The organism is Pseudomonas sp. UMAB-08 (assembly GCF_900095225.1).
Classification (GTDB): Bacteria; Pseudomonadota; Gammaproteobacteria; order Pseudomonadales; family Pseudomonadaceae; genus Aquipseudomonas.
In genome coordinates this window covers 377,746-400,716 of the sequence record NZ_LT607416.1, presented here as the reverse complement: position 1 = coordinate 400,716, position 22,971 = coordinate 377,746, and the positions used below count along the sequence as shown (strand labels likewise).

General features: G+C 59.5%; 20 protein-coding genes. 14 read left to right on the top strand and 6 right to left on the bottom strand.

Annotated elements, in window-relative coordinates; all coding sequences use genetic code 11:
• Nucleotides 1–111: 111 nt before the first annotated feature.
• From K0F75_RS07515 to K0F75_RS07495, 5 genes are all read left to right on the top strand, one after another.
• Entirely contained in the window at nt 112–1,149 is a 1,038-nt protein-coding gene (locus K0F75_RS07515; RefSeq protein ID WP_219061219.1) for a metallophosphoesterase, read from the top strand.
• 144 nt (nt 1,150–1,293) lie between these two features.
• The gene (locus tag K0F75_RS07510; protein WP_219061218.1) at nt 1,294–1,665 is read left to right on the top strand and encodes an ArsC family reductase; all 372 of its coding nucleotides are present in this window, start codon (nt 1,294–1,296) and stop codon (nt 1,663–1,665) included.
• Between the two features lie 60 nt (nt 1,666–1,725).
• A complete protein-coding gene (gene dapD, locus K0F75_RS07505) occupies nt 1,726–2,760 on the top strand; it encodes a 2,3,4,5-tetrahydropyridine-2,6-dicarboxylate N-succinyltransferase (protein ID WP_219061217.1) in 1,035 nt (344 codons plus the stop codon).
• 66 nt (nt 2,761–2,826) lie between these two features.
• Complete coding sequence (locus tag K0F75_RS07500) at nt 2,827–4,032, top strand: aminotransferase class V-fold PLP-dependent enzyme (RefSeq protein ID WP_219061216.1); 1,206 nt, start codon at nt 2,827–2,829, stop codon at nt 4,030–4,032.
• On the top strand, nt 4,029–4,442 hold the full coding sequence (locus K0F75_RS07495; RefSeq protein ID WP_219061215.1) for a SufE family protein: 414 nt from the start codon (nt 4,029–4,031) through the stop codon (nt 4,440–4,442). The genes K0F75_RS07500 and K0F75_RS07495 overlap by 4 nt, the downstream gene beginning before the upstream one ends.
• On the opposite strand, the gene tcdA is transcribed toward K0F75_RS07495, so the two are convergent.
• Nucleotides 4,418–5,248 carry a tRNA cyclic N6-threonylcarbamoyladenosine(37) synthase TcdA gene (tcdA, locus tag K0F75_RS07490; RefSeq protein ID WP_219061214.1) on the bottom strand — a complete coding sequence of 277 codons (831 nt, stop codon included), beginning with the start codon at nt 5,246–5,248 and terminating at the stop codon, nt 4,418–4,420. The two genes, K0F75_RS07495 and tcdA, sit on opposite strands and share 25 nt — an antisense overlap.
• Before the next feature lie 353 nt (nt 5,249–5,601).
• Here tcdA and K0F75_RS07485 point away from each other — a divergent pair, with 353 nt between their 5' ends.
• The 4 genes from K0F75_RS07485 to K0F75_RS07470 all read left to right on the top strand — a co-directional run bounded on the left by K0F75_RS07485 (nt 5,602) and on the right by K0F75_RS07470 (nt 10,864).
• Nucleotides 5,602–8,190 (top strand): glycosyltransferase, encoded by a 2,589-nt coding sequence (locus K0F75_RS07485; RefSeq protein ID WP_219061213.1) that lies wholly within the window; start codon nt 5,602–5,604, stop codon nt 8,188–8,190.
• Between the two features lie 239 nt (nt 8,191–8,429).
• Nucleotides 8,430–9,581 carry a succinyl-diaminopimelate desuccinylase gene (gene dapE / locus K0F75_RS07480; RefSeq protein ID WP_219061212.1) on the top strand — a complete coding sequence of 384 codons (1,152 nt, stop codon included), beginning with the start codon at nt 8,430–8,432 and terminating at the stop codon, nt 9,579–9,581.
• Complete coding sequence (locus K0F75_RS07475; RefSeq protein WP_219061323.1) at nt 9,581–10,390, top strand: putative RNA methyltransferase; 810 nt, start codon at nt 9,581–9,583, stop codon at nt 10,388–10,390. Before dapE ends, K0F75_RS07475 begins: the two co-directional genes overlap by 1 nt.
• Before the next feature lie 96 nt (nt 10,391–10,486).
• Nucleotides 10,487–10,864, top strand: coding sequence for a hypothetical protein (locus K0F75_RS07470; protein ID WP_219061211.1), 378 nt, complete (start codon nt 10,487–10,489; stop codon nt 10,862–10,864).
• A gap of 214 nt (nt 10,865–11,078) precedes the next feature.
• Here the strand turns inward: K0F75_RS07470 and K0F75_RS07465 are convergent, their stop codons facing one another.
• Complete coding sequence (locus tag K0F75_RS07465; protein WP_219061210.1) at nt 11,079–11,288, bottom strand: cold-shock protein; 210 nt, start codon at nt 11,286–11,288, stop codon at nt 11,079–11,081.
• Nucleotides 11,289–11,453: 165 nt separating this feature from the next.
• Here K0F75_RS07465 and plsB point away from each other — a divergent pair, with 165 nt between their 5' ends.
• The 3 genes from plsB (at nt 11,454) to K0F75_RS07450 (ending at nt 15,167) form a co-directional block, all read left to right on the top strand.
• Nucleotides 11,454–13,946 carry a glycerol-3-phosphate 1-O-acyltransferase PlsB gene (gene plsB / locus K0F75_RS07460; protein WP_219061209.1) on the top strand — a complete coding sequence of 831 codons (2,493 nt, stop codon included), beginning with the start codon at nt 11,454–11,456 and terminating at the stop codon, nt 13,944–13,946.
• Between the two features lie 62 nt (nt 13,947–14,008).
• Nucleotides 14,009–14,407, top strand: a complete 399-nt coding sequence (locus K0F75_RS07455; RefSeq protein WP_219061208.1) for a YbaY family lipoprotein — start codon at nt 14,009–14,011, stop codon at nt 14,405–14,407.
• Nucleotides 14,408–14,477: 70 nt separating this feature from the next.
• Nucleotides 14,478–15,167 carry a DUF4197 domain-containing protein gene (locus tag K0F75_RS07450; RefSeq protein WP_219061207.1) on the top strand — a complete coding sequence of 230 codons (690 nt, stop codon included), beginning with the start codon at nt 14,478–14,480 and terminating at the stop codon, nt 15,165–15,167.
• Here K0F75_RS07450 and K0F75_RS07445 read toward each other — a convergent pair whose 3' ends face one another.
• Together K0F75_RS07445 and K0F75_RS07440 are read right to left on the bottom strand one after the other, a co-directional pair.
• The gene (locus K0F75_RS07445; protein ID WP_219061206.1) at nt 15,168–18,242 is read right to left on the bottom strand and encodes an efflux RND transporter permease subunit; all 3,075 of its coding nucleotides are present in this window, start codon (nt 18,240–18,242) and stop codon (nt 15,168–15,170) included.
• A gap of 6 nt (nt 18,243–18,248) precedes the next feature.
• The gene (locus K0F75_RS07440; protein ID WP_219061205.1) at nt 18,249–19,349 is read right to left on the bottom strand and encodes an efflux RND transporter periplasmic adaptor subunit; all 1,101 of its coding nucleotides are present in this window, start codon (nt 19,347–19,349) and stop codon (nt 18,249–18,251) included.
• Between the two features lie 92 nt (nt 19,350–19,441).
• On the opposite strand from K0F75_RS07440, the gene K0F75_RS07435 reads away from it, so the two are divergent.
• On the top strand, nt 19,442–20,092 hold the full coding sequence (locus K0F75_RS07435) for a TetR/AcrR family transcriptional regulator (RefSeq protein WP_219061204.1): 651 nt from the start codon (nt 19,442–19,444) through the stop codon (nt 20,090–20,092).
• Nucleotides 20,093–20,606: 514 nt separating this feature from the next.
• Here K0F75_RS07435 and K0F75_RS07430 read toward each other — a convergent pair.
• Complete coding sequence (locus K0F75_RS07430) at nt 20,607–21,389, bottom strand: class I SAM-dependent methyltransferase (protein ID WP_219061203.1); 783 nt, start codon at nt 21,387–21,389, stop codon at nt 20,607–20,609.
• A gap of 98 nt (nt 21,390–21,487) precedes the next feature.
• On the opposite strand from K0F75_RS07430, the gene K0F75_RS07425 reads away from it, so the two are divergent.
• Nucleotides 21,488–22,108, top strand: a complete 621-nt coding sequence (locus K0F75_RS07425) for an energy transducer TonB (RefSeq protein ID WP_219061202.1) — start codon at nt 21,488–21,490, stop codon at nt 22,106–22,108.
• 15 nt (nt 22,109–22,123) lie between these two features.
• Here K0F75_RS07425 and K0F75_RS07420 read toward each other — a convergent pair whose 3' ends face one another.
• A complete protein-coding gene (locus tag K0F75_RS07420) occupies nt 22,124–22,954 on the bottom strand; it encodes an oxaloacetate decarboxylase (RefSeq protein ID WP_219061201.1) in 831 nt (276 codons plus the stop codon).
• Nucleotides 22,955–22,971: the final 17 nt, after the last annotated feature.

Sequence of the window (22,971 nt, the reverse complement as noted above, 5' to 3'; positions counted from 1 at the left end):
TTTCAATATACGGTCGAGTAATCTTCACACACCGTTAATGAACACCGTGTTAACTCACAAGCATATTTCATATGCCGTGTGCTCCGCAGGTCCCCTGAGAATAAAAACACCATGTCCGTACTGCACTCAACATCGGCCACCCATACAGTTAAACCCAGACGTCGAGCACGAACCTGGTTGGCGGCATGTGCTGTCATTGGATTATCCATTGGCCTGGCGGGAGCAGGGTTCGCGCTGATTCCACCCGCGCCCTATTCTCCCCTGGCGGGTCTGGACTCGTCCCGCGTTTCACTGATCGCCCTGGGCGATCAAGGGAGTGGCACTTTACAGCAGTGGACTGTCGCGCGTGCAATGGAGCGTGTGGCCGATAAAGACGGGCGCCTGGACATGGTCACGCTGTTGGGCGATAACTTCTATGGCAAGTCTCTGACGGGCACCCGTGACATTAGCTGGCAGATGAAATTCGAACGCGTTTACAGCGGGGACTGGTTAAGCCACGTACCGTTCTATGCAGTACTTGGCAATCACGACTATCCCACCTCGCAACAAGTAGAACTCGACTACAGCCAGCAAAAAAAAGGATCCGGCCGCTGGCAGATGCCTGATCGCCAGTACACCAAAGACTTTGGAACTGTCGAGGGTCGTCCGCTGGTACGAATGGTCTTTCTTAATACCTCGGCGCCTGCCGCAGAGCTGCACCAACAGATTGCCTTCCTTGAGCAGGCATTTGAACAACCGGGCCCGGCACCCATCTGGCGCATCGTGGCCGCCCACCATCCCGTCCGCAACTCAGGCAAGCACGAAGAAGAGTCGAACATGATGACCGATCTGCTGCCCGCGTTACAGCGCGCCAAGGTCGACGTTTATCTGGCCGGGCACGACCATAATCAGCAGTTAATGCTTGATCCTGGCGAGCCCGCTTGGGTGATCTCCGGCGGTGGCGGTCAGAAACTCTACCCCGTGGACGAAGGGCAGCCGGACACCGTATTTGCTGCCTCGCGGGCGGGCTTCGCCAAACTCGACTTCAGTGGTGACCAGCTAAAACTCGCCTACTACGATGAGCAGGGCGGTGCAGCCACCCACTTCACATGGGCGCGCGGATGCCCCTGGATGGCCAAAGGCTGCCTGATCGCGGACAACCGTCAATAGACCCATGCCTTCGCCGTTCGGACACGCGTTCGCAAATCCCGCTGCCGCTGTGGCTTATCCCTACAGAGACAGCCGAGGCGCCAAATGGATTGACGTGGCATAATCATCGGCTAATTTTTTGGCACCGCGTGGGGAGTTTCGGGGATGGAAAATTCCTCCAGTGAAAACAAGGGCTTACGCCTTTTCGGGATCAAGGCCTGCGACACCATGAAAAAAGCTCGCACCTGGCTCGATGAAAAAAACCTGAGCTACGACTTTCATGATTACAAAGCAGTAGGTATCGACCGTGAGCACCTGACTCAGTGGTGCGACGAACATGGTTGGCAGGTCGTTTTAAACCGGGCAGGGACTACCTTTCGCAAACTCGACGACGGACAAAAAGCCGATCTCGATCAAGCCAAGGCAATAGAACTGATGCTTGTGCAACCTTCGATGATCAAGCGTCCAGTGCTTGATCTCGGTGACAGAACCCTGATTGGCTTCAAGCCCGATCTGTATGCGGCGGCCTTCAAGTAAGCCAGAGCGCTACTGAAGCCCCCTTTTAATCAGTTAGAGAATTCAGTAAGAGGTATTTGCATGTCCACTACCCTGTTCAGCCTGGCGTTTGGTATCGGCACTCAGAACCGTCAAGGCGCGTGGCTGGAAGTCTTCTACGCACAGCCGTTGATCAACCCGTCGGCAGAAATCATCGCAGCCATCGCACCCTTACTGGGTTACACCGGCGGTAATCAGGCCATCGCGTTCAATACCGACCAGGCCTCAAAGCTGGCTGAAGCGCTGAAGTCCGTCGATGCTGGCCAAGCCGCCTTGCTGACCCGTCTGGCCGAAAGCCACAAGCCGCTGGTCGCAACCTTGCTCGCCGAAGACGCAGCACTGACCTCAACACCTGAGGCCTACCTGAAGTTGCACTTGCTGTCGCATCGTCTGGTCAAGCCACACGGCCTGAGCCTGGCCGGGATTTTCCCTCTGTTGCCTAACGTCGCCTGGACCAGCCAAGGCGCTGTGGACCTGAGCGAACTGGCTGAGCGTCAGCTGGAATCGCGCCTGAAGGGCGAGTTCCTGGAAGTGTTCTCCATCGACAAATTCCCGAAAATGACCGACTACGTCGTGCCGAGCGGTGTGCGCATCGCTGACAGTGCACGCGTACGCCTGGGCGCTTACATCGGCGAAGGCACCACGGTCATGCACGAAGGTTTCGTCAACTTCAACGGCGGCACCGAAGGCCCGGGCATGATCGAAGGTCGCGTCTCGGCTGGCGTATTCGTCGGCAAGGGTTCCGACCTGGGCGGCGGTTGCTCGACCATGGGCACCTTGTCGGGTGGCGGCAACATCGTCATCAAGGTCGGCGAAGGCTGCCTGATTGGCGCCAACGCAGGTATCGGCATTCCATTGGGTGATCGCAACACGGTGGAATCCGGTCTGTACGTCACTGCCGGGACCAAAGTCGCGCTGCTCGACGAGAAAAACGAATTGGTCAAAGTGGTCAAGGCCCGTGACCTGGCCGGTCAACCAGACCTGCTGTTCCGCCGCAACTCGATCACCGGCGCCGTGGAATGCAAAACCCACAAGTCGGCCGTCGAACTGAACGCAACGCTGCACGCTCACAACTGATTGATCCCGCGTCTGCTTTTAGCGCTGCATACGCAGCGTTAAAAGCGGGCTATCGAGCTGAATAACATGCCTCTGCCCTCCCCCTGGCGCGCTGATTTTCCAGCCATCGCCGCACTGCAACGGCAAGGCCAGACCTATCTGGACAATGCCGCAACGACCCAAAAACCCCAAGCGTTGCTCGACGCGCTTAACCACTACTACGTCAATGGCGCGGCCAATGTGCACCGGGCACAGCATCTGCCGGGCGCTAATGCCACCCAGGCGTTCGAGAACAGCCGCAGCAAGATTGCCCACTGGCTGAATGCGGGCGAGTCTGCACAAATTGTTTTCACCCACGGGGCAACATCCGCCCTGAATCTGTTGGCATATGGTCTGGAGCACGAGTGTGTTGCCGGAGACGAGATTGTCATCAGCGCGCTGGAGCATCACGCCAATCTGTTGCCTTGGCAGCAACTGGCTCACCGTCGCGACCTGAAATTGATCATCTTGCCGCTCGACGCCAACGGCCTGATTGACCTTGAGGCCGCCGCCGCACTGATCGGCCCCCGCACCCGTTTGCTGGCAATCAGCCAGTTATCCAACGTGCTGGGCGCCTGGCAGCCGCTGCCTGCGCTGCTGAGCATGGCCAAGTCCCATGGCGCATTGACGGTGGTGGACGGTGCCCAAGGCGTGGTTCATGGTCGGCATGACGTGCACGCGTTGGGCTGCGACTTCTATGTTTTTTCCAGTCATAAACTGTACGGTCCCGAGGGTCTCGGCGTGCTGTATGGCCGCAATGAAGCGCTGGCGCGGCTGCATCATTGGCAGTTCGGTGGAGAGATGGTACTGACCACCGATTATCACACCGCCAAATTTCGTCCCGCGCCCCTGGGCTTCGAAGCCGGCACACCGCCGATTGCCAGCGTGATTGGCCTGGGCGCGACCCTCGATTACCTGGCGAGCCTCGACCACGCGGCCGTGGTTGCGCATGAAGCGGCATTGCATCGGTTGTTGCTGGACGGCTTGAACAGGCGTGAAGGCATTCGCGTGCTGGGTACTCCGCAATTGGCGCTGGTGAGCTTCGTCGTCGAAGGCGTGCATAACGCCGACCTCGCGCACTTGCTGACCGAACAGGGGATCGCCGTTCGCGCCGGGCATCATTGCGCCATGCCGTTACTGAAAAGCCTCGGCCTGCCAGGCGCAATCCGGGTGTCCCTGGCGCTGTACAACGACTCCGACGATCTCGAGCGCTTTTTCAGCGCGCTGGATCAAGCCTTGGAATTGCTGCGATGAGCCTGCCTGTCGACGCACAAACAGCCCTTGAAACCTTCAACCAATCCCACAGCTGGGAACAACGCGCACGCCTGCTGATGCAATGGGGCGAACGCCTGCCGGCCCTGAGTGAAGATGAAAAAACAGAGGCCCATCGGGTGCATGGCTGTGAAAGCCAGGTCTGGTTGCTCGGCAGCGTGACGGACGGCCACTGGCAGTTTCGCGCGGCCAGTGACGCGCGCTTGATTCGGGGGCTGGTGGCGTTGCTGTTGGCGCGAGTCAACGGCCTGTCGGCTGAAGACCTGCAACAGGTGGATCTGCCGGACTGGTTCAATCAGCTGGGCCTGAGCCGACACCTCTCGCCGTCACGCAGCAACGGCTTGAACGCAGTCCTGCAGCGGATGCGTCAACTGGCCTCTGGCAGCGCCTGAACAGGCTTGGCGCGATCCGACGGACGCCTCACGCCCGCGACAATCTTGTCCACCGCCTTGGTCGCCGCGACCATACCGAAGGTCGCGGTCACCATCATTACCGCGCCGAATCCACCCGCGCAGTCCAGCTTGACCCCGTCGCCGACGAAGCTCTTTTGCAGGCAAATGCTCCCGTCCGGCTTGGGATACCGCAGTTGTTCGGTGGAAAACACACACGGCACGCTGTAGTGGCGAGTCACTGTGCGCGAGAACCCGTAGTCGCGACGCAAGGTCGAGCGAACCTTGGAGGCCAGCGGATCGTTGAAGGTACGGTTGAGGTCGCAGACCTGGATCAGCGTCGGGTCAATCTGTCCGCCTGCGCCACCAGTGGTGATGATCTGGATTTTGCGCCGCTTGCACCAGGAGATCAGCGCGGCCTTGGCGTTGACACTGTCGATGCAGTCGAGCACGCAGTCGATATCAGGCGTGATGTATTGGGCCATGGTCTCGCGGGTCACGAAGTCAGCCACGGCATGCACGGTGCAATCGGGATTGATGGCGCGCAGGCGCTCGGCCATGACCTCGACCTTGGCCCGACCGATGGTGCCTTCCAGCGCATGCAACTGACGGTTGCTGTTGCTGACGCAGACGTCATCCAGATCGAACAGGGAGATTTCACCCACGCCGCAACGGGCAATCGCTTCCGCCGCCCACGAGCCAACACCGCCGATCCCGACGACCGCCACATGGGCTGCGCGCAACCGCTCCAGGCCCTCGATGCCATACAAGCGGGCGACGCCAGCAAACCGCGGATCTTCTGTGCTCATGACCATTACCCCAAAAACCGGCGCGCATTATAGGACGCTATGGGGTTCAGAGTCTCTTTATCCGGATGAGCCGCCGTCGCGGGCAAGCACCCGGCGCGCCCCACGCGGCTCCTTGCAGGAGCGCGCTTGCCCGCGATCAAAGCAACGGGATATGCCTGACACGCGACTGTATATTTCCCACAAGGCCCGGTATTTTGGACGACAAGACAAACTCGCAGCGAACTTAGTTGCGTAACCGTTGACCAATAGCCAATCGGCTGGCTGTACAGCCCTATAAAGCCCAGAGTAGGATGCGCGCCGACCGGCGTTCGTCGGCTAATCCCTCGTTCCACCCTTTGGAACCAAAAGCATTTATGTCATCGCGTAGATTTGGACTCAATTTGGTGGTGGTCGTGGCGATTGCCGCGCTATTCACCGGTTTCTGGGCGTTGATCAATCGCCCGGTTACCGCTCCCGACTGGCCCGAGCAGATCTCCGGCTTTTCTTACTCACCTTTCCGCGCGGGACAAAACCCGCAGAAAGACATCTACCCGTCCGACGATGAAATGCGTCAGGACCTGGAGTTGATGAGTAAGCAGACCGACAGTATTCGGACTTACTCTGTCGACGGCTCGCTGGGGGACATCCCAAAGCTCGCCGAAGAATTCGGCTTACGCGTGACCCTGGGTATCTGGATCAGCCCCGACGAAGCGCGCAACGAGCGCGAGATTGTCCGCGCCATCGAACTGGCCAACTCATCGCGGAGCGTGGTTCGCGTGGTGGTGGGTAACGAAGCCCTGTTCCGCCGCGAAATCACGGTCAAACAGCTAAGCGTCCTGCTGGACCGGGTGCGTGCCGCCGTCAAAGTACCGGTGACCACCTCCGAGCAATGGCACATCTGGGAAAAATACCCGGAGCTGGGCAAGCACGTTGACCTGGTCGCTGCGCACATCCTGCCTTATTGGGAGTTCATTCCAGTCGACAAGGCCGGTCAGTTCGTACTCGATCGTGCCCGCGAACTGAAAAAAATGTTCCCGAAAAAACCGCTGTTGCTGTCGGAGGTTGGCTGGCCGAGCAATGGCCGTATGCGTGGCGGTGCTGAGGCAACTCAGGCGGATCAAGCCATTTACCTGCGTACGCTGGTCAATAAACTCAACCGTCAGGGCTACAACTACTTCGTGATCGAGGCCTTCGATCAGCCGTGGAAAGCCAGTGATGAAGGCTCGGTGGGCGCCTACTGGGGCGTGTATAACGCTGCGCGCCAGCAGAAGTTCAACTTTGAAGGGCCGGTTGTCGCGATTCCGCAGTGGCGGGTTCTGGCGATTGGCTCTGTGGTGCTGGCGCTGCTGTCCCTGGCATTGCTCCTGATTGACGGCTCGGCACTGCGCCAGCGGGGTCGCACGTTCCTGACCTTTACCGCGTTCCTGTGTGGTTCGGTGCTGGTCTGGATCGGTTACGACTACAGTCAGCAATACAGCACCTGGTTCAGTCTGACCGTAGGCTTCTTGCTGGCACTCGGCGCCATGGGCGTGTTCATCGTCCTGTTGACCGAGGCTCACGAACTGGCTGAAGCGGTCTGGACCCACAAGCGACGCCGCGAATTCCTGCCCGTGGACACCGATAATGCGTATCGACCGAAAGTCTCGATACACGTGCCCTGCTACAACGAGCCACCGGAGATGGTCAAACAGACCCTGGATGCTCTGGCCGCTCTCGACTATCCGGACTTCGAAGTTCTGATCATCGACAACAACACCAAAGACCCGGCAGTCTGGGAACCGGTCAAGGCCCATTGTGAAATGCTCGGCCCGCGCTTCAAGTTCTTCCATGTCGCGCCACTGGCCGGTTTCAAGGGTGGTGCACTGAACTACCTGATCCCGCACACGGCGCCGGACGCTGAAGTGATTGCAGTGATCGACTCGGATTACTGCGTCGACCGCAACTGGCTCAAACACATGGTCCCGCACTTCGCCGACCCGAAAATCGCCGTGGTGCAGTCGCCGCAGGATTACCGCGACCAGAACGAAAGCACCTTCAAGAAGCTCTGCTACTCCGAATACAAAGGCTTCTTCTATATCGGCATGGTCACCCGTAACGACCGTGACGCGATCATCCAGCACGGCACCATGACCATGACCCGACGTTCGGTGCTCGAAGAACTGGGCTGGGCGGACTGGTGCATCTGTGAAGACGCCGAGTTGGGGCTGCGCATATTCGAAAAAGGCTATTCCGCCGCCTATTCGCACAACAGCTACGGCAAGGGTTTGATGCCGGACACCTTCATCGACTTCAAAAAGCAGCGTTTCCGTTGGGCATATGGCGCGATTCAAATTATCAAGCGTCACACGTCGAGCCTGCTGCGCGGAAAAGACACCGAGCTGACCCGTGGGCAGCGCTATCACTTCCTCGCGGGCTGGTTGCCGTGGGTTGCCGATGGCATGAACATCTTCTTCACCGTCGGCGCATTACTGTGGTCGGCTGCGATGATCATCGTGCCTAACCGTGTCGATCCGCCGTTGTTGATTTTCGCGATCCCGCCATTGGCCCTGTTCGTGTTCAAGGTCGGCAAGATCATCTTCTTGTACCGCCGTGCAGTGGGGGTCAACCTCACGGACGCATTCTTTGCGGCGCTGGCAGGGCTCGCCTTGTCTCACACCATCGCCAAAGCGGTGCTCTACGGCTTCTTCACCACCAGCATCCCATTCTTCCGCACACCGAAGAATGCAGCCAGTCATGGCTTCCTGGTGGCCCTCTCGGAAGCTCGAGAAGAAGTGTTCATCATGTTGCTGCTTTGGGGCGCGGCCGCCGGTATCTGCCTGGTACAGGGCCTGCCGAGCGCCGATATGCGCTTCTGGGTGACCATGCTCCTGGTGCAATCGCTGCCGTATCTGGCGGCGCTGATCATGGCCTTCCTGTCTTCGCTGCCCAAGCCGGTGGCCGTGGCGGAACCCGCGACTGTTTGACCTGTTACTGCATAACGTTAAACGGCGGCCTTTGGGTCGCCGTTTTGCTTTAAGATAAGCGCCTTTTCCGCACACGACAAAATCTGTAGGAGCTGGCTTGCCAGCGATAGGCCGGGGTCGCGTTCGACCGGAACGACCTTCCAGCGGCGGTAAATTCGCTATTTTGCCAGCGCTTCACACCGGATCGCAGGCAAGCCAGCTCCTACAAAACCGTACCGTGCCCTACCCGGAGTCCTTTCATGACGGCCCCAGCCGACCTTTCGCCCACTCTCCAACTCGCCTGCGACCTGATCCGTCGTCCATCGGTCACGCCGATCGACGCCGACTGCCAAGCGATGATGATGCAACGCCTGGGCGATGCCGGTTTCAAACTGGAACCCATGCGTATCGAGGATGTGGATAACTTCTGGGCCACCCATGGCAACCACGAAGGCCCGGTGCTGTGCTTCGCCGGGCACACTGACGTGGTGCCAACCGGCCCGCTTCAAGCCTGGCAGAACGATCCGTTCGACGCATTGATCGATGAGCACGGCATGCTTTGCGGGCGTGGCGCGGCTGACATGAAAGGCAGTCTGGCGGCAATGCTGGTGGCGGCTGAGCGCTTTGTCGGCGATCACCCCAACCATAAAGGCTCGGTGGCGTTCCTGATCACCAGCGACGAAGAAGGCCCTGCACACCACGGCACCAAGGCGGTGATCGAGCGTCTGGCAGCACGTAAAGAGCGCCTGGACTGGTGCATCGTCGGCGAACCGTCGAGCACCACACTGGTAGGCGATATGGTCAAAAACGGCCGTCGCGGTTCATTGGGTGCCAAACTCACCGTGCGCGGGATTCAGGGCCATGTGGCCTACCCGCACCTGGCGAAGAACCCGATCCATCTGGCCGCACCGGCGTTGGCCGAACTGGCCGCAGAGCACTGGGATCACGGCAACGCCTTCTTCCCGCCGACCAGCTTTCAGATCTCCAACCTCAACTCAGGCACCGGCACGACCAACGTCATCCCCGGCGAGTTGTCGGCGATGTTCAACTTCCGCTTCTCCACCGAGTCCACCGTCGAAGCCCTGCAACAGCGGGTCGCCACCATCCTCGACAAGCATGGGCTGGACTGGCATGTGGAATGGGCCTTGTCCGGCCTGCCGTTCCTCACCGAACCCGGCGCTCTATTGGACGCGGTGTCCGCAAGCATCAAGGCCGTCACCGGCCGCGACACCCAGGCATCGACCAGCGGCGGCACCTCGGACGGGCGGTTTATCGCCACGATGGGCACGCAAGTCGTCGAACTGGGCCCGGTCAATGCCACGATCCATCAGGTCAATGAGCGCGTTCTGGCCAGCGACCTCGATCTCCTGACCGAAATCTACTACCAGACTCTGGTCAAATTGCTCGCATGATGCTGACTTGCCCGATTTGCACAGCAGCGCTCAGCGCGGTTGATAACGGCGTGGTGTGCCCCGCTGGTCACCGCTTCGACCGAGCACGCCAGGGCTATTTGAACCTGCTGCCGGTCCAACACAAAAACAGCCGCGACCCTGGTGATAATCAGGCCATGGTCGAAGCCCGACGCGACTTTCTCAATGCAGGCCATTACGCGCCGGTCGCCAAGCGCCTCGCGGAACTGGCAGCCGAACGCGCGCCCGCACGTTGGCTGGACATCGGTTGTGGCGAGGGTTATTACACCGCGCAAATCGCTGCGGCCCTGCCGGATGCGGATGGCTATGCGCTGGATATTTCTCGCGAAGCGATCAAGCGCGCGTGCCGGCGCGATCCAAAAATCACTTGGTTGATCGCCAGCATGGCCCGCGTGCCACTGCCCGACGATAGCTGCCAGTTCCTTGCCAGCGTGTTCAGCCCGCTGGACTGGCACGAAGCCAGACGCCTGCTGAGCCCCGGCGGCGGCTTGATGCGTGTCGGCCCGACCAGCGAACACCTGATGGAACTGCGTGAGCGACTCTATGACGAAGTGCGTGAATACGTCGATGACAAACACTTGATGCAAGTGCCGGCTGATATGCACTTGCAGCACAGCGAGACCTTGCGCTTTACCCTGAGCCTGGTCGACGCTCAAGCCCGTGCCAACCTGCTGGCCATGACGCCCCACGGCTGGCGCGCCAGTGCCGAACGCCGGGCCAATGTCATTGAGCAGCCAGAGCCGTTCGAAGTGACGGTTTCGATGCGTTACGATTATTTCGTGCTTCAATAATCAGCGAATCTACACACCCTGAATCGACGCTGCCTTGCCTGTGCGGGGCAGCCAAATGAATCCGCGAATGGATTTTCAATCAATCACGAGGCATCCATGCGCCAACCCGATATCGAGATTTACCTGAAAGACGCTGACGTCGACTACGTGGCCATCGCTGCCTGGCTCAGCGCTGCGCTGGGCCCTTGCACCGCCTGGGTCAAGAAAGGTCAGACGTACAAATGCACAGCCGGTGACGTGACCGTGACTTGGTTGCCCAAGGCTGTCGGCAAATGGAACAGCTTGTTTCTGGAAAGCGACAAGACCCCATGGGAGGACGACATCGCCTGCGCCCGCGCTGCCTTCGCCGCACTGAACGTTGAAGTTCGCTGCGCACCGGGCACGTGGATCGAAGAAGAGAGCGACGACGCCGCCGACCGCTGGATTCGCATCAGCAGCGACGGCGAAGAAGAGATCGTCTGGCACACGACCTGAGCCTCGACCAGACTCATCTCTGACAGCATTACACGATCATCTGTAGGAGCGCGCTTGCCCGCGATCGGCTGCGAAGCAGTCGTAAATGGGTTGGCGCCGATGTCGCAGGAAGGCCCTTCGGTCCTTATCGCGGGCAAGCCCGCTCCTACAGTTTGCTGCGCGGCGTCGCAGACGGGGCGACATCTCCTCCAAATTTGTGTGCTACCTGCTTATTTCATAGCCCCACGACGTCCTCTGCCTGCCAGCCTTTCTGACCTTCGACCAAGCCATATTCGACCTGCTGGCCCTCCGCCAGTGAACGGTGCCCTTCCCCGCGGATGGCGCGGTAATGCACGAACACGTCCGCGCCATCTCCACGCTGGATGAAGCCATAGCCCTTGGCATCGTTGAACCACTTCACACTGCCTGTTTCACGTGCTGACATTGGATCGTTGCTCCTGTTTTTTATTATTTGACGGCCGAGTATAGGCCAGCATTAAAAACGGCGAAATCCACATAAACGGCGTCGTTTTTTGCCGATCTTCAGCAGATGCGGCACACTGTCTCCCCCGAGCAACTGCTCGTTTCCCCCTTATTCAGCAGAAGCCGTATGACCCGCTCCCCGTTCCGCCGTCTTGTGTTTGGCACCCTGCGCCGACTGATGTACCTCTGGGTTCGCTCGGAAACCATCAATCAGTCGTCCTTCACCCTCAACCTCGACCGCAGCCGCCCGGTGTTCTACGCCCTGCAATCCCCCTCATTAAGCGACCTCGCGGTGATCGATACCGAGTGCCGCAAAGCCGGGCTGCCGCGACCGATTCTGCCGGTAGCCGTGGGAAACCTGCTCGAGCCCGCTGCGTTCTTCTACCTGACCCCAGAGCCCGACTGGCTGGGCCGCCAGGACAAACGCGGCGCGCCCCCAACCCTGGAGCGGCTGGTCAGTGCCATTAGCCAGAACGCCTCCGAAGATGCGCAGATTATTCCGGTCAGCGTGTTCTGGGGTCAGTCGCCAGACAGTGAGTCGAGCCCCTGGAAGCTATTGTTCGCAGACAGTTGGGCGGTGACCGGGCGCTTGCGCCGGTTGGTCAGCATCCTGATTCTGGGCCGCAAGACCCGCGTGCAATTTTCCGCACCGATCCATCTGCGCGAACTGGTCCAAGAGAACAAGGGCCACGAACGCACCCTGCGGATGACCCAGCGCATTCTGCGGGTGCACTTTCGCAACCTGAAAACTGCCGTCATCGGCCCCGACCTGTCGCACCGCCGCAATCTGGTCAAGGGCCTGCTGGACGAGCCGCTGGTCAAGCAAGCCATCCTCGAAGAGGCCGAGCGCGAGAACATCCCCGAGAGCAAAGCCCAGGCAAACGCCCTGCGCTACGGCAATGAAATCGCTTCGGACTACACCTACTCGGCGATCCGCTTTCTCGAAGTGGTGCTGAGCTGGTTCTGGAACAAGATTTACGACGGTATCAAGGTCAGTCATATCGAAGGCGTGCAGGATGTCGCCCAAGGTCACGAAGTGATTTATGTCCCGTGCCATCGCAGCCATATCGATTACCTGCTGCTGTCCTACCTGCTGTTTCGAAATGGCCTGACACCCCCCCACGTCGCCGCAGGCATTAACCTGAACATGCCGGTGATCGGCAGTCTGCTGCGGCGCGGTGGCGCCTTCTTCATGCGCCGCACGTTCAAGGGCAACCCGCTGTACAGCGCAGTCTTCAATGAATACCTGCATACGCTGTTCACCAAGGGCTTCCCCGTCGAGTACTTCGTCGAAGGTGGCCGCTCGCGCACCGGGCGCATGCTGCAACCCAAAACCGGCATGCTGGCGATCACCCTGCGCAGCTTTTTGCGCAACTCACGGATGCCGATCGTTTTCGTTCCGGTGTACATCGGTTACGAGCGCGTGCTCGAAGGCCGCACCTACTTGGGCGAGCTGCGCGGCGCGGCTAAAAAGAAAGAGTCGATCTTCGATATTTTCAAAGTGATTGGCGCCCTCAAGCAACGCTTCGGCCAGGTGTCGGTCAACTTCGGCGAGCCGATCAAACTGGCTGAGTTCCTCGACCACGAGCAACCGAATTGGCGCGAGCAAACGCTGGGGCCGCAGTACCGCCCCGGCTGGCTGAACGAAACCACCCAGCGCCTCGGCGAACGCGTGGCTCAGGGCCTGAATGAAGCCGCGGCGATCAACCCGGTCAATCTGGTGGCGCTGGCCCTACTGTCCACCAATAAGCTGGCGCTCGACGATCAAGCCATGGCGCGGATTCTCGACCTGTACCTGACCCTGCTGCGTCGGGTGCCTTACTCGCCACACACCACGCTGCCTGAAGGTGACGGCAAGGCCTTGATCGATTACGTGAAGGGCATGAACCTGTTGTCCGAGCAAAAGGATGCGTTAGGCAAAATCCTCTACCTGGATGAGCAGAACGCGGTCTTGATGACCTACTACCGCAACAACGTGTTGCACATCGTGGCCCTGCCCTCGCTGCTGGCGAGTTTCTTCCAGAGTTCATCACGGATGAGCCGTGAACAGATCCTGCGCTATGCCCGGGCGCTGTACCCGTACCTGCAATCGGAGCTGTTCATTCGCTGGCCGCTGAACGAGCTGGACGCAGTGATCGACCAGTGGCTCGAGGCCTTCGTCGAGCAAGGCCTGTTGCGCCTTGAAAATGACGTCTACCTGCGCCCGGCCCCGAGTTCGCGTCACTTCGTCCTGCTGACCCTGCTGTCACGGGTCATTGCCCAGACGCTGCAACGCTTCTATATGGCGATTTCGCTGCTGCTCAACAGTGGCCAGAACAGCATCAGCGCCGAAGAACTGGAAGACTTGTGCACGGTCATGGCTCAGCGGTTGTCGATTTTGCATGGCCTCAACGCACCGGAGTTCTTCGACAAAAGCCTGTTCCGCCACTTTATCCAGACCTTGCTCGACCTCGGCGTCCTGCACAAGGACCCTGCGGGCAAGCTCAGCTACCACGAGCTCCTGGGCGAGCTGGCGGAAGGCGCAGCCAAGCGGGTTTTGCCCGCCGAGATCCGTTTGTCGATCCGCCAAGTGGCCCTGCATCGCAGCGAAGATGTAACAGAGGCTGACCCTGCGGGCTAAATCCTTTAGATTCCTGTCGATGGCGTCAGGCTTCTTCTGACGCCACCGATAAGGAGATTCCGATGAAAAACCTGGCACTCATCCTTCTGACCAGCCTGCTCGGCGCGTGCAGTATCTCGCAGCCGTCCTCTCAAGCCAGCCTTGACGGGGAAGTTTTTTACCTGCAACGCATCACCCTGCCACCCACTGCGATCTTGAATGTCAGCCTTCACGACGTGTCCAAGGCCGATGCTCCTGTGGTTGTGCTGGCCAGACAAAGTGGCCCGATCAAAAGCCAGGTGCCTTTGCCTTTCAGCCTGGAATACGATCCAAAACACGTACAGCCGGGCCATCGTTATTCGGTGAGTGCGCGCATTGAAGTGGAGGGCAAACTCTTGTTCATCACTACCGCGCAGTATGTCGTACAGTTGGACGGTCAAGATCAGAAACCGCTGCGAATTCGCCTGGATTCTGTTCAGTGATCCCCTGGCGCGGGCCTGCAAACCCGTGCCACCCTTTTATCAATCCAATCCCTTTGAAAAGGATGCTGCCATGCTCCGCCCTTCCGTTACCTTCGCTGGCCTGTGCGCGGGCCTGTTGCTGTCGACCAGCGTGTTCGCCCTGTCCCTGAGCGATCTGTCACAGTCGGACGCCACTGGCGGCCTCAAGGATGCGCTGACCCAAGGCGCGCAGATTGCCGTCAAGCAACTGGGCACGCCAGGTGGTTTCAGTAATAACAAGGATGTGCGCATAGAACTGCCGGGCAGTCTCGGCAAAGTCGCGAAGAAGATGAAGCAGTTCGGCATGGGCGCGCAGGTCGATCAATTGGAGACCGCCATGAACCAGGCCGCCGAAGCCGCTGTACCGCAAGCCCAGGCGCTGTTGGTCGATGCCGTGAAGAAGATGAGCGTGGACGATGCCAAGAGCATCCTCAGCGGCGGCAATGATTCAGCCACCCAATACCTGAGCAAGACCAGTCGCGAGCAGATCCGCGTCAAATTCCTGCCCATCGTCAAGCAAGCGACCGATAAAGTCGGTGTCGCACAAAAATACAACGCGTTCGCCGGCCAGGCCGCCAGCCTGGGCGTCGTCGACACCAAAGACGCCAACATCGAAGGTTACGTGACCGAACAGGCCCTCAATGGCCTGTTCGAAATGATCGGCAAACAAGAAGCCGCCATCCGCCAAAACCCGGCAGATGCCGCAACCAGCCTGGCGAAAAAGGTGTTTGGCGCGCTGTAATCAACGCGCCTGCAGCTCTACCTTCTTCACCCTGAACCACGCTGCATACAGCGCGGGCAGGAACAAGAGTGTCAGTGCGGTCGCCACGATCAGGCCACCCATGATCGCGACCGCCATCGGGCCGAAAAACACGCTGCGTGACAGCGGGATCATCGCCAGCACGGCCGCCAGTGCCGTGAGGACGATGGGCCGGAAACGCCGTACGGTGGCTTCGATGATCGCTTGCCATTGATCCAGCCCGGCGGCGATGTCCTGTTCGATCTGGTCCACCAGAATCACCGAGTTGCGCATGATCATCCCCGACAAGGCGATGGTGCCGAGCATCGCGACGAAACCGAACGGTTGGTGGAAGACGATCAGAAACAAGGTCACCCCAATCAAACCCAGCGGTGCGGTGAGAAAGACCATGGCGGTGCGCGAGAAACTGCGTAATTGCAGCATCAGCAAGGTCAGGACCACCACAATAAACAACGGCACACCGGCTTTGACCGAGTTCTGTCCCCGCGCAGAATCTTCGACCGTGCCGCCGACTTCCAGCAAATAGCCGTCCGGCAACTCGGCACGTACGCCGTCCAGTGTCGGCAGGATCTGCTGGACCAGGGTCGACGGTTGTTCCTTGCCATAGTTATCGGCGCGGATGGTCACGTTCGGCAGGCGGTTGCGGTGCCAGATGATGCCCTCTTCAAAGCCGTATTCCAGGGTCGCGATCTGCGACAAGGCGACGCTGGTGCCGTTGCTGGTAGGGATCGCCAAGCTCGGCAGCGAGGCGAGGTCCTTGCGCTCATGAGGGGTGCCCCGCAACAGAATCTCGATCAGCTCGTCGTCTTCGCGGTATTGGCTGACGCTGGAACCGGTCAGCGAGCTTTGCAGGAATCGCGACAGATCGGCAGTGCTCACGCCCAGCGCCCGCGCCCGATTCTGATCCACGTTGAGGTTTACAACCTTGCTCGGCTCTTCCCAGTCCAGATGGACGTTCGCCACGTGTGGATTCTCGCCAACCTTGAGCGCGACTTTACGCGCCAGAGCGCGGACTTCCTCGATGTGTTCGCCTGTCACGCGGAACTGCACCGGGTAGCCCACCGGCGGCCCGTTCTCCAGACGAGTCACCCGGGAGCGCAGGGTCGGAAATTGCTCGTTGAGGCTTTTTATCAGCCAGGTGCGCAGGACTTCCCGGTCTTCGATGGTTTTTGCCAACACCACGAATTGGGCGAAACTGGCGGCGGGCAACTGTTGATCCAGCGGCAGGTAGAACCGCGGCGAACCGGTGCCGACGTAGGCCACGTAGTTATCAATGCCCGGATGATCCTTGAGCATCTGCTCCAACCGATTGACCTGCTCAGCTGTGTTGCTCAACGACGCGCCTTCGGCCAGCTTCAAATCGACCATCAGCTCCAGTCGCCCGGACGCCGGGAAAAACTGCTGCGGCACGAAACGGAACATCACCACCGAGAGCACGAACAGGCCAAGGGTGAGTACCAGCACCGTTTTACGCCGCCGTACACACCAACCCACCATGCGCCGCACGCGCTGATAGAAGGGCGTACCGTAAGGGTCGGGTGCCCCCGCGCCATGTTTGGCCGCATGGATTTTCGCCAGATCCGGCAACAGCCGCTCACCCAGATAGGGCACGAACACCACTGCCGCAACCCAGGACGCCAACAACGCGATGGTCACCACCTGGAAGATCGAACGGGTGTATTCACCGGTGCCTGATTGCGCCGTGGCAATCGGCAAGAAACCTGCCGCCGTGATCAGCGTGCCGGTGAGCATCGGAAAAGCGGTGCTGGTCCAGGCGAAACTGGCAGCCTTGAGCCGGTCGTAACCCTGCTCCATCTTGATCGCCATCATCTCGACCGCGATGATCGCGTCATCCACCAACAAGCCCAACGCCAGCACCAGCGCGCCGAGGGAAATCTTGTGCAAGCCAATCCCCAGGTAGTACATGCAGGCGAAGGTCATCGCCAGTACCAACGGAATCGCCAGGGCGACAACCATCCCGGTGCGCATGCCCAGGGAGAAAAAGCTCACCAGCAGCACGATGCCCAGCGCCTCGGCCAGCACCTGCACGAACTCGCCGACCCCGGTTTTCACCGCCGCTGGCTGGTCCGACACTTTGCTCAGCTGCATGCCCGCCGGGAGGTTTTTCTGCACCCGGGCAAATTCAGTCTCAAGGGCACGCCCCAGTACCAGAATGTCGCCACCGTCTTTCATGGCCACGGCCAGACCGATGGCGTCTTCACCCATGTAACGCATGCGCGGCGCAGGTGGGTCGTTGAAGCCGCGAAAAACCTCGGCCACATCACTGATGCGGAATGTACGATCACCCACGCGAATCGGGAAATTCTTGATCTCGTCCACCGACTGGAAGCGACCGGTTACCCGTAACTGAATGCGCTCACTGGGGGTCTCGAAAAAACCCGCTGCCGATACCGCGTTCTGTTCTTCAAGAACTTGCTGCACCGTCTGCAAGCGCAGCCCAAGGGTCGCCAGCTTCACGTTCGACAGCTCGATCCAGATTTTTTCGTCCTGCAACCCCAGCAGTTCGATCTTGCCCACGTCCTTGACCCGCTGCAGCTGTATTTGCACGCGATCGGCGTAATCCTTGAGCACGGCGTAGTCAAAACCTTTGCCCGTCAGCGCATAGATATTGCCGAACGTAGTGCCGAACTCATCGTTGAAAAACGGCCCCTGTATGCCCTGTGGCAAGGTGTGACGGATGTCGCTGATTTTTTTGCGGACCTGATACCAGAGATCGGGAATCTGCGCCGAGTGCATGGAATCACGCGCCATGAACGTCACTTGGGATTCGCCTGACCGTGAGAACGAGACAATGCGCTCGTATTCACCGGTCTCCATCAGCTTCTTCTCAATGCGGTCGGTCACCTGCAGCGCAACTTCCTCCGCACTCGCGCCGGGCCAGTTGGTGCGGATGACCATCGCCTTGAAAGTAAATGGCGGATCTTCACTCTGGCCAAGCTTGGTGTAGGAAACCGCACCCACAATCGCCAGCAGTAACATCAGAAACAGGACAATCTGGCGGTTGCGCAGTGCCCACTCGGAAAGATTGAAACGCATCCGTGCCTACTCCTTCGCCGCCAGTTTCACTTCTCGATTACCGCGATCCACCGGCCGTATTTGCTCGCCCTCGTGCAGCACATGGACACCGGCTGCCACCACCCAATCCGTGGCGTTGAGGCCTTCGAGGACGGGCACGCTGTCCTGACCGTAGGCAGCGATTCGCACCGGAACACGCTTGAGCGTGTTATCGGCATCGACCCGCCACACGTAGTTGACGCCGTTCTCGGCAGTCAACGCTGACAACGGCACCGACAGGGCGACAGTGTGTTCGGTCTGGATAAATACGCGTGCGCTCTGGCCCAGCTCGGCGGGCACTTTGCCCTCGGCAAAAGCGATGCGGGTGGCGAAAGTACGTGACCGCGGATCGGCAGAAGGCGACAACTCACGGATGCGCCCAGGAAAACGCTGACCGGGTTGCGTCCACAACTCGACAGTGACGGCCTGACCGGTCTTGAAACGCCCGAAATTTTGCTCTGGCAGACTGATCAGGACTTCGCGTTCGCCGTCGGCAGCCAGGGTAAACATGGTCTGCCCCGCCGCCACGACTTGCCCGACTTCGACCAGACGCCGGGCGATCACACCGTCTTGCGGCGCGCGCAGCACCGCGTAGCCGGCCTGATTATCAGCGACATTGAATTCGGCCTTGATCTGCTTGAGCCGTGCCTCACCGGCGCGGAACAGATTCTCGGCATTGTCGAACTGAGACCGGCTGACCAGTTGCCGATCCATCAATGTCTTGTAGCGATCACGCTCAGAGCGGACCAGTTGCAGATTGGCTTCAGCGGCGGTCACCTGAGCGCGGGTCGCTTCCAGTTGCAGGCGCACATCCTGCGGGTCCAGCTCGGCGAGCGGCTGATTGGCCTTGACCCTCGCGCCCTCTTCTACCAGACGCTTGGTCACCTTGCCGGCGATACGAAACGCCAATTCCGGCTCGAACCGGGCGCGGACTTCACCGGGATAACTGTCCATCGACTGCGATGAAGGCTGTGGTTGCACGACCATGGCCGGCCGCACGGTGGGCAGGGCAGGTTCTTCATGACCACAGGCAGCCAGTAAAAACACCAGGCTGATTGGCAGGGTAAAGGACAAGGCATCGCGAAACATGGTGATGGACCTTTGGCAAAGGATGCTTTAATTATTGTACTGAAGCGTATAGTAAGAAATACCAAACTCACCAGTCCACTATTAAAACGACGATGCCTGACAATTCATTAACCCGCCCCTCATTAAGCGCTTCAGGCCCTGGCCGCCCGAAGGACCTGGCAAAACGCCAAGCCATCCTCAACGCCGCGAAAAACCTGTTTGTGTGCAACGGTTACGCCGGTACCAGTATGGATGCCGTGGCCGCAGAAGCCGGGGTTTCCAAGCTGACGGTTTACAACCATTTCACCGATAAAGAGACATTGTTTTCCGCCGCAGTGGTGGCGCGCTGTGAGGAGCAACTGCCCGAGCTGTTTTTCGAGATCCCCCACGGCATGCCTGTAGAGGCATTGCTGTCGAAGATTGGTCGGGGCTTTTACGCGCTGATCAACAGTCCTGACTCGTTGGCGCTGCATCGCTTGATGGTCGCACTGGGCAGCCAGGACCCGAAACTGTCGCAGATTTTTTTCGAGGCCGGTCCCCAACGAATTCTGCTGGAGATGGAGCGTTTTCTGACTCAGATCGACAAAGCCGGCAGCCTGAGCATCGACAAACCAAACCTCGCTGCCGAGCACTTTCTGTGCCTGCTCAAGGGCGCCTGCAATTTTCGCCTGCTGATCGGCTGCGGCGACCTGCCGGACGAACACGACGCCGAAGCGCATGTCCAGGAAGTCGTGAGCTTGTTTATGCGGGCTTATCGGCCTTAGGCGTCTACCCTGCACACCGCCCCAGACAGCGTCAGGCCATTCGCAGGCAAGCCCTCCTATGCAACACCTGCGCTCGGCCTTCTGGAAACGGGGCCTTACCGTAATTCGACAGTCAATCCATACAAAAACCAAAGACGAATCAAGATCCCGGTAGGAGTAACCGGGACGCGTAGTCTTGCTCGCGAAGGCCGCTCATCTGACACACCACCACCAATCACGACACACAAATCGCAACTCAGTTTGCTGCGCGACAGTCCTATCAAAAAATCGATAACCATTTGAAATATAAGATTATTTGTAGGAGCCGACTTGTCTGCGAAGACCATTCAGCGCAGGTCCACCTGCCGCACCTCGATCCAACACCCACTAGCAGATGATCATGGCTGCAGGGTTAGACCCAAACCCGCCGGAAGCCCGTGCCGGGCTTATTCGCAGACAAGTCAGCTCCTACCTGGACTCAGTTTGCTGCGCGATAGCGCGGCGGCAAATACGGGGCAAGGTTGCAAAGGCGATATCAGCCCTTCAGCGCCTTCTTCGGGTAGATGTCGTAACGACTGGATTTGCCATCCAGCGCATAACTCGGTTTCGGTCCATCGATGCACGGAGCCTTGCGGGGCCGTTTGACCACGACTCGGTGAGTGGCGAGCGCCAGTGCAGCTTCCAACAGCGCCGGCGCATCCATGTCATCGCCCACCAACGGGCGGAACAGGCGCATTTCTTTTTTCACCAACGCGGTTTTTTCCCGGTGCGGAAACATTGGATCGAGGTAGATCACTTGCGGTGGTTCGCCTTCCCAGGCGCGGATCAAGTCGATGGAGTTACCGGTCAGCAAACGCATCTGGGCGATGATCTGCCCCACTTCACGATCCCGCAGACCACGGGCCAGGCCATCTTCAAGCAAAGCGGCGATGATCGGCTGACGCTCGATCAGGCTCATGTTGCACCCCAGGCTTGCCAGCACGAACGCGTCCTTGCCTAACCCGGCTGTCGCATCCAGCACTCGAGGGCGAACGCCGGGCTGAATGCCGACCGCTTTGGCGATCATTTGCCCACTGCCACCACCGAACAAGCGTCGGTGGGCCACAGCCCCTTCGACAAAGTCCACTCGCACCGGGCCCGAAGAGTCGGCGCCCAATTGCTGTAGCTGTAAGCCGTCGTCCGTCACTTGCAGGGCGAATTCTGCTTCGGCGTCTTCTAACGGCAGGCCGAGACGTTGTGCCCAGTCCAGCGCCTGCGCGTGTCCGTTGCTTGTCAGGGCTTCAACCCGGATGCGGCTGCCCGCGTGTTGCTCACTCATGTGCCCATACGCTCAACTAATTTGTTAATGATCGGCAACATTGGCCGATAACAGGAATATCCGGCATTTTGCCAGAGCCGGACGGTCAACTGAGCGCTATGTCTGATATTCAACCCTCACCGATAGGCTATTTGTCGCACGCAGGCGACTACAGCCTCCGCAATTCCCGAGCCTTGAGCGGCGTTACCCAGCTCTGGCAGGATGCGTTCGCCCGCGCGATGGCCGAGCAAATCGGCGATAACACCGAGTTATCGACTGAGTTCAGCACCCTTGCAGCAAACGCCAGCGGCGAACCGCTGAGTGGCACTGACACCCTTGGGCAGATCGTCGATCAGCGTGACTGCGCGGTTGACGACGTGCAGCGTACGCCCCCTGAACATCTGCACCTGCCCATTGCCGAGTTTGAACTCGACCTGTTGGACAAGCCGGCCGAGCCATTCACTGTCGCTGACATGATCGCGCAACAGCGGCAGCTTAATTTTGAAAGCGGCTGGGTCCGCCCATTGGTGCTCAACCCTCCGCAGCGTGATGAAAACCCTGGCCCCGGCCCGCAACAGCAACCGCTGCACTTGCCCATCGCCGAGCTCGAATGGGACCTGGCAGACAAGCCCGCCCTGCCCCTCGAGCCAGAGACCATCGCCGCTCAGCAACGTCATCTGGATTACGAAAACGGCTGGGCTCGGCCTATTATTCTGCAAAACCTGCGCATGGCTGCGTAAACACCGCGTCGAACACTATGCACTGAACAGGGTATTCAATTGAGCGAACGGCAGCGCCTCTTGGCCATAAGTGAAGGTGCCATGCTGGCTGATTTCTTGAGCCGCGCGATAAAAACCGCCCAAGGCAGCCCTTGCCAAAGATGAGCCGACGCTGATTCGTTTGACTCCGCAAGCGCTCAAGTCAGCGACCGAGAGCGTCACACCGCTCAGCCCCATTATTACGTTAACCGGCCTTGGCGCGACGGCGCGCACTACAGCGATAACTTCGTCGCGCGTACGCAGCCCCGGCGCGAATAGCACGTCCGCACCCGCCTCGGCGTAGGCTTCAATACGGCGCAAGGTGTCCGCGAAGTCCAGACGGCCGTGCAGCAGGTTCTCGGCGCGGGCGGTCAGCATGAAGGGGAACGGTAAGCTGCGCGCTGCGGCAACGGCAGCTTTGACCCGTTCCACTGACAATTCGAAGGCATAGATCGGGTTGTCGGCATGACCACTGGCATCTTCAATCGAGCCGCCAACGATACCTAATGCAGCGGCTTTCAGAATCGTATCAGCGCAGCCTTCCGGGCTGTCAGAGAAGCAGTTTTCCAAGTCTGCGGCCACTGGCAATGCCGTGGCGTTGACGATTGCGGCGACATTATCCAGGGTCTCCTGTCGGCTGACCGCACCTTCTGCGTCGGCACGCCCCAGTGTGAATGCAAGACCCGCACTGGTCGTGGCTAACGCCTCGAAACCCAGCGAAGCGAGTAACTTGGCCGAGCCGGCGTCCCAGGGGTTAGGGATGACAAAAGCCCCCTCTCGCTCATGCAAGGACTTGAAAAGTTGGGCGCGAAGTAACTGCGAATCCATTTGCACACTCCTTGGAG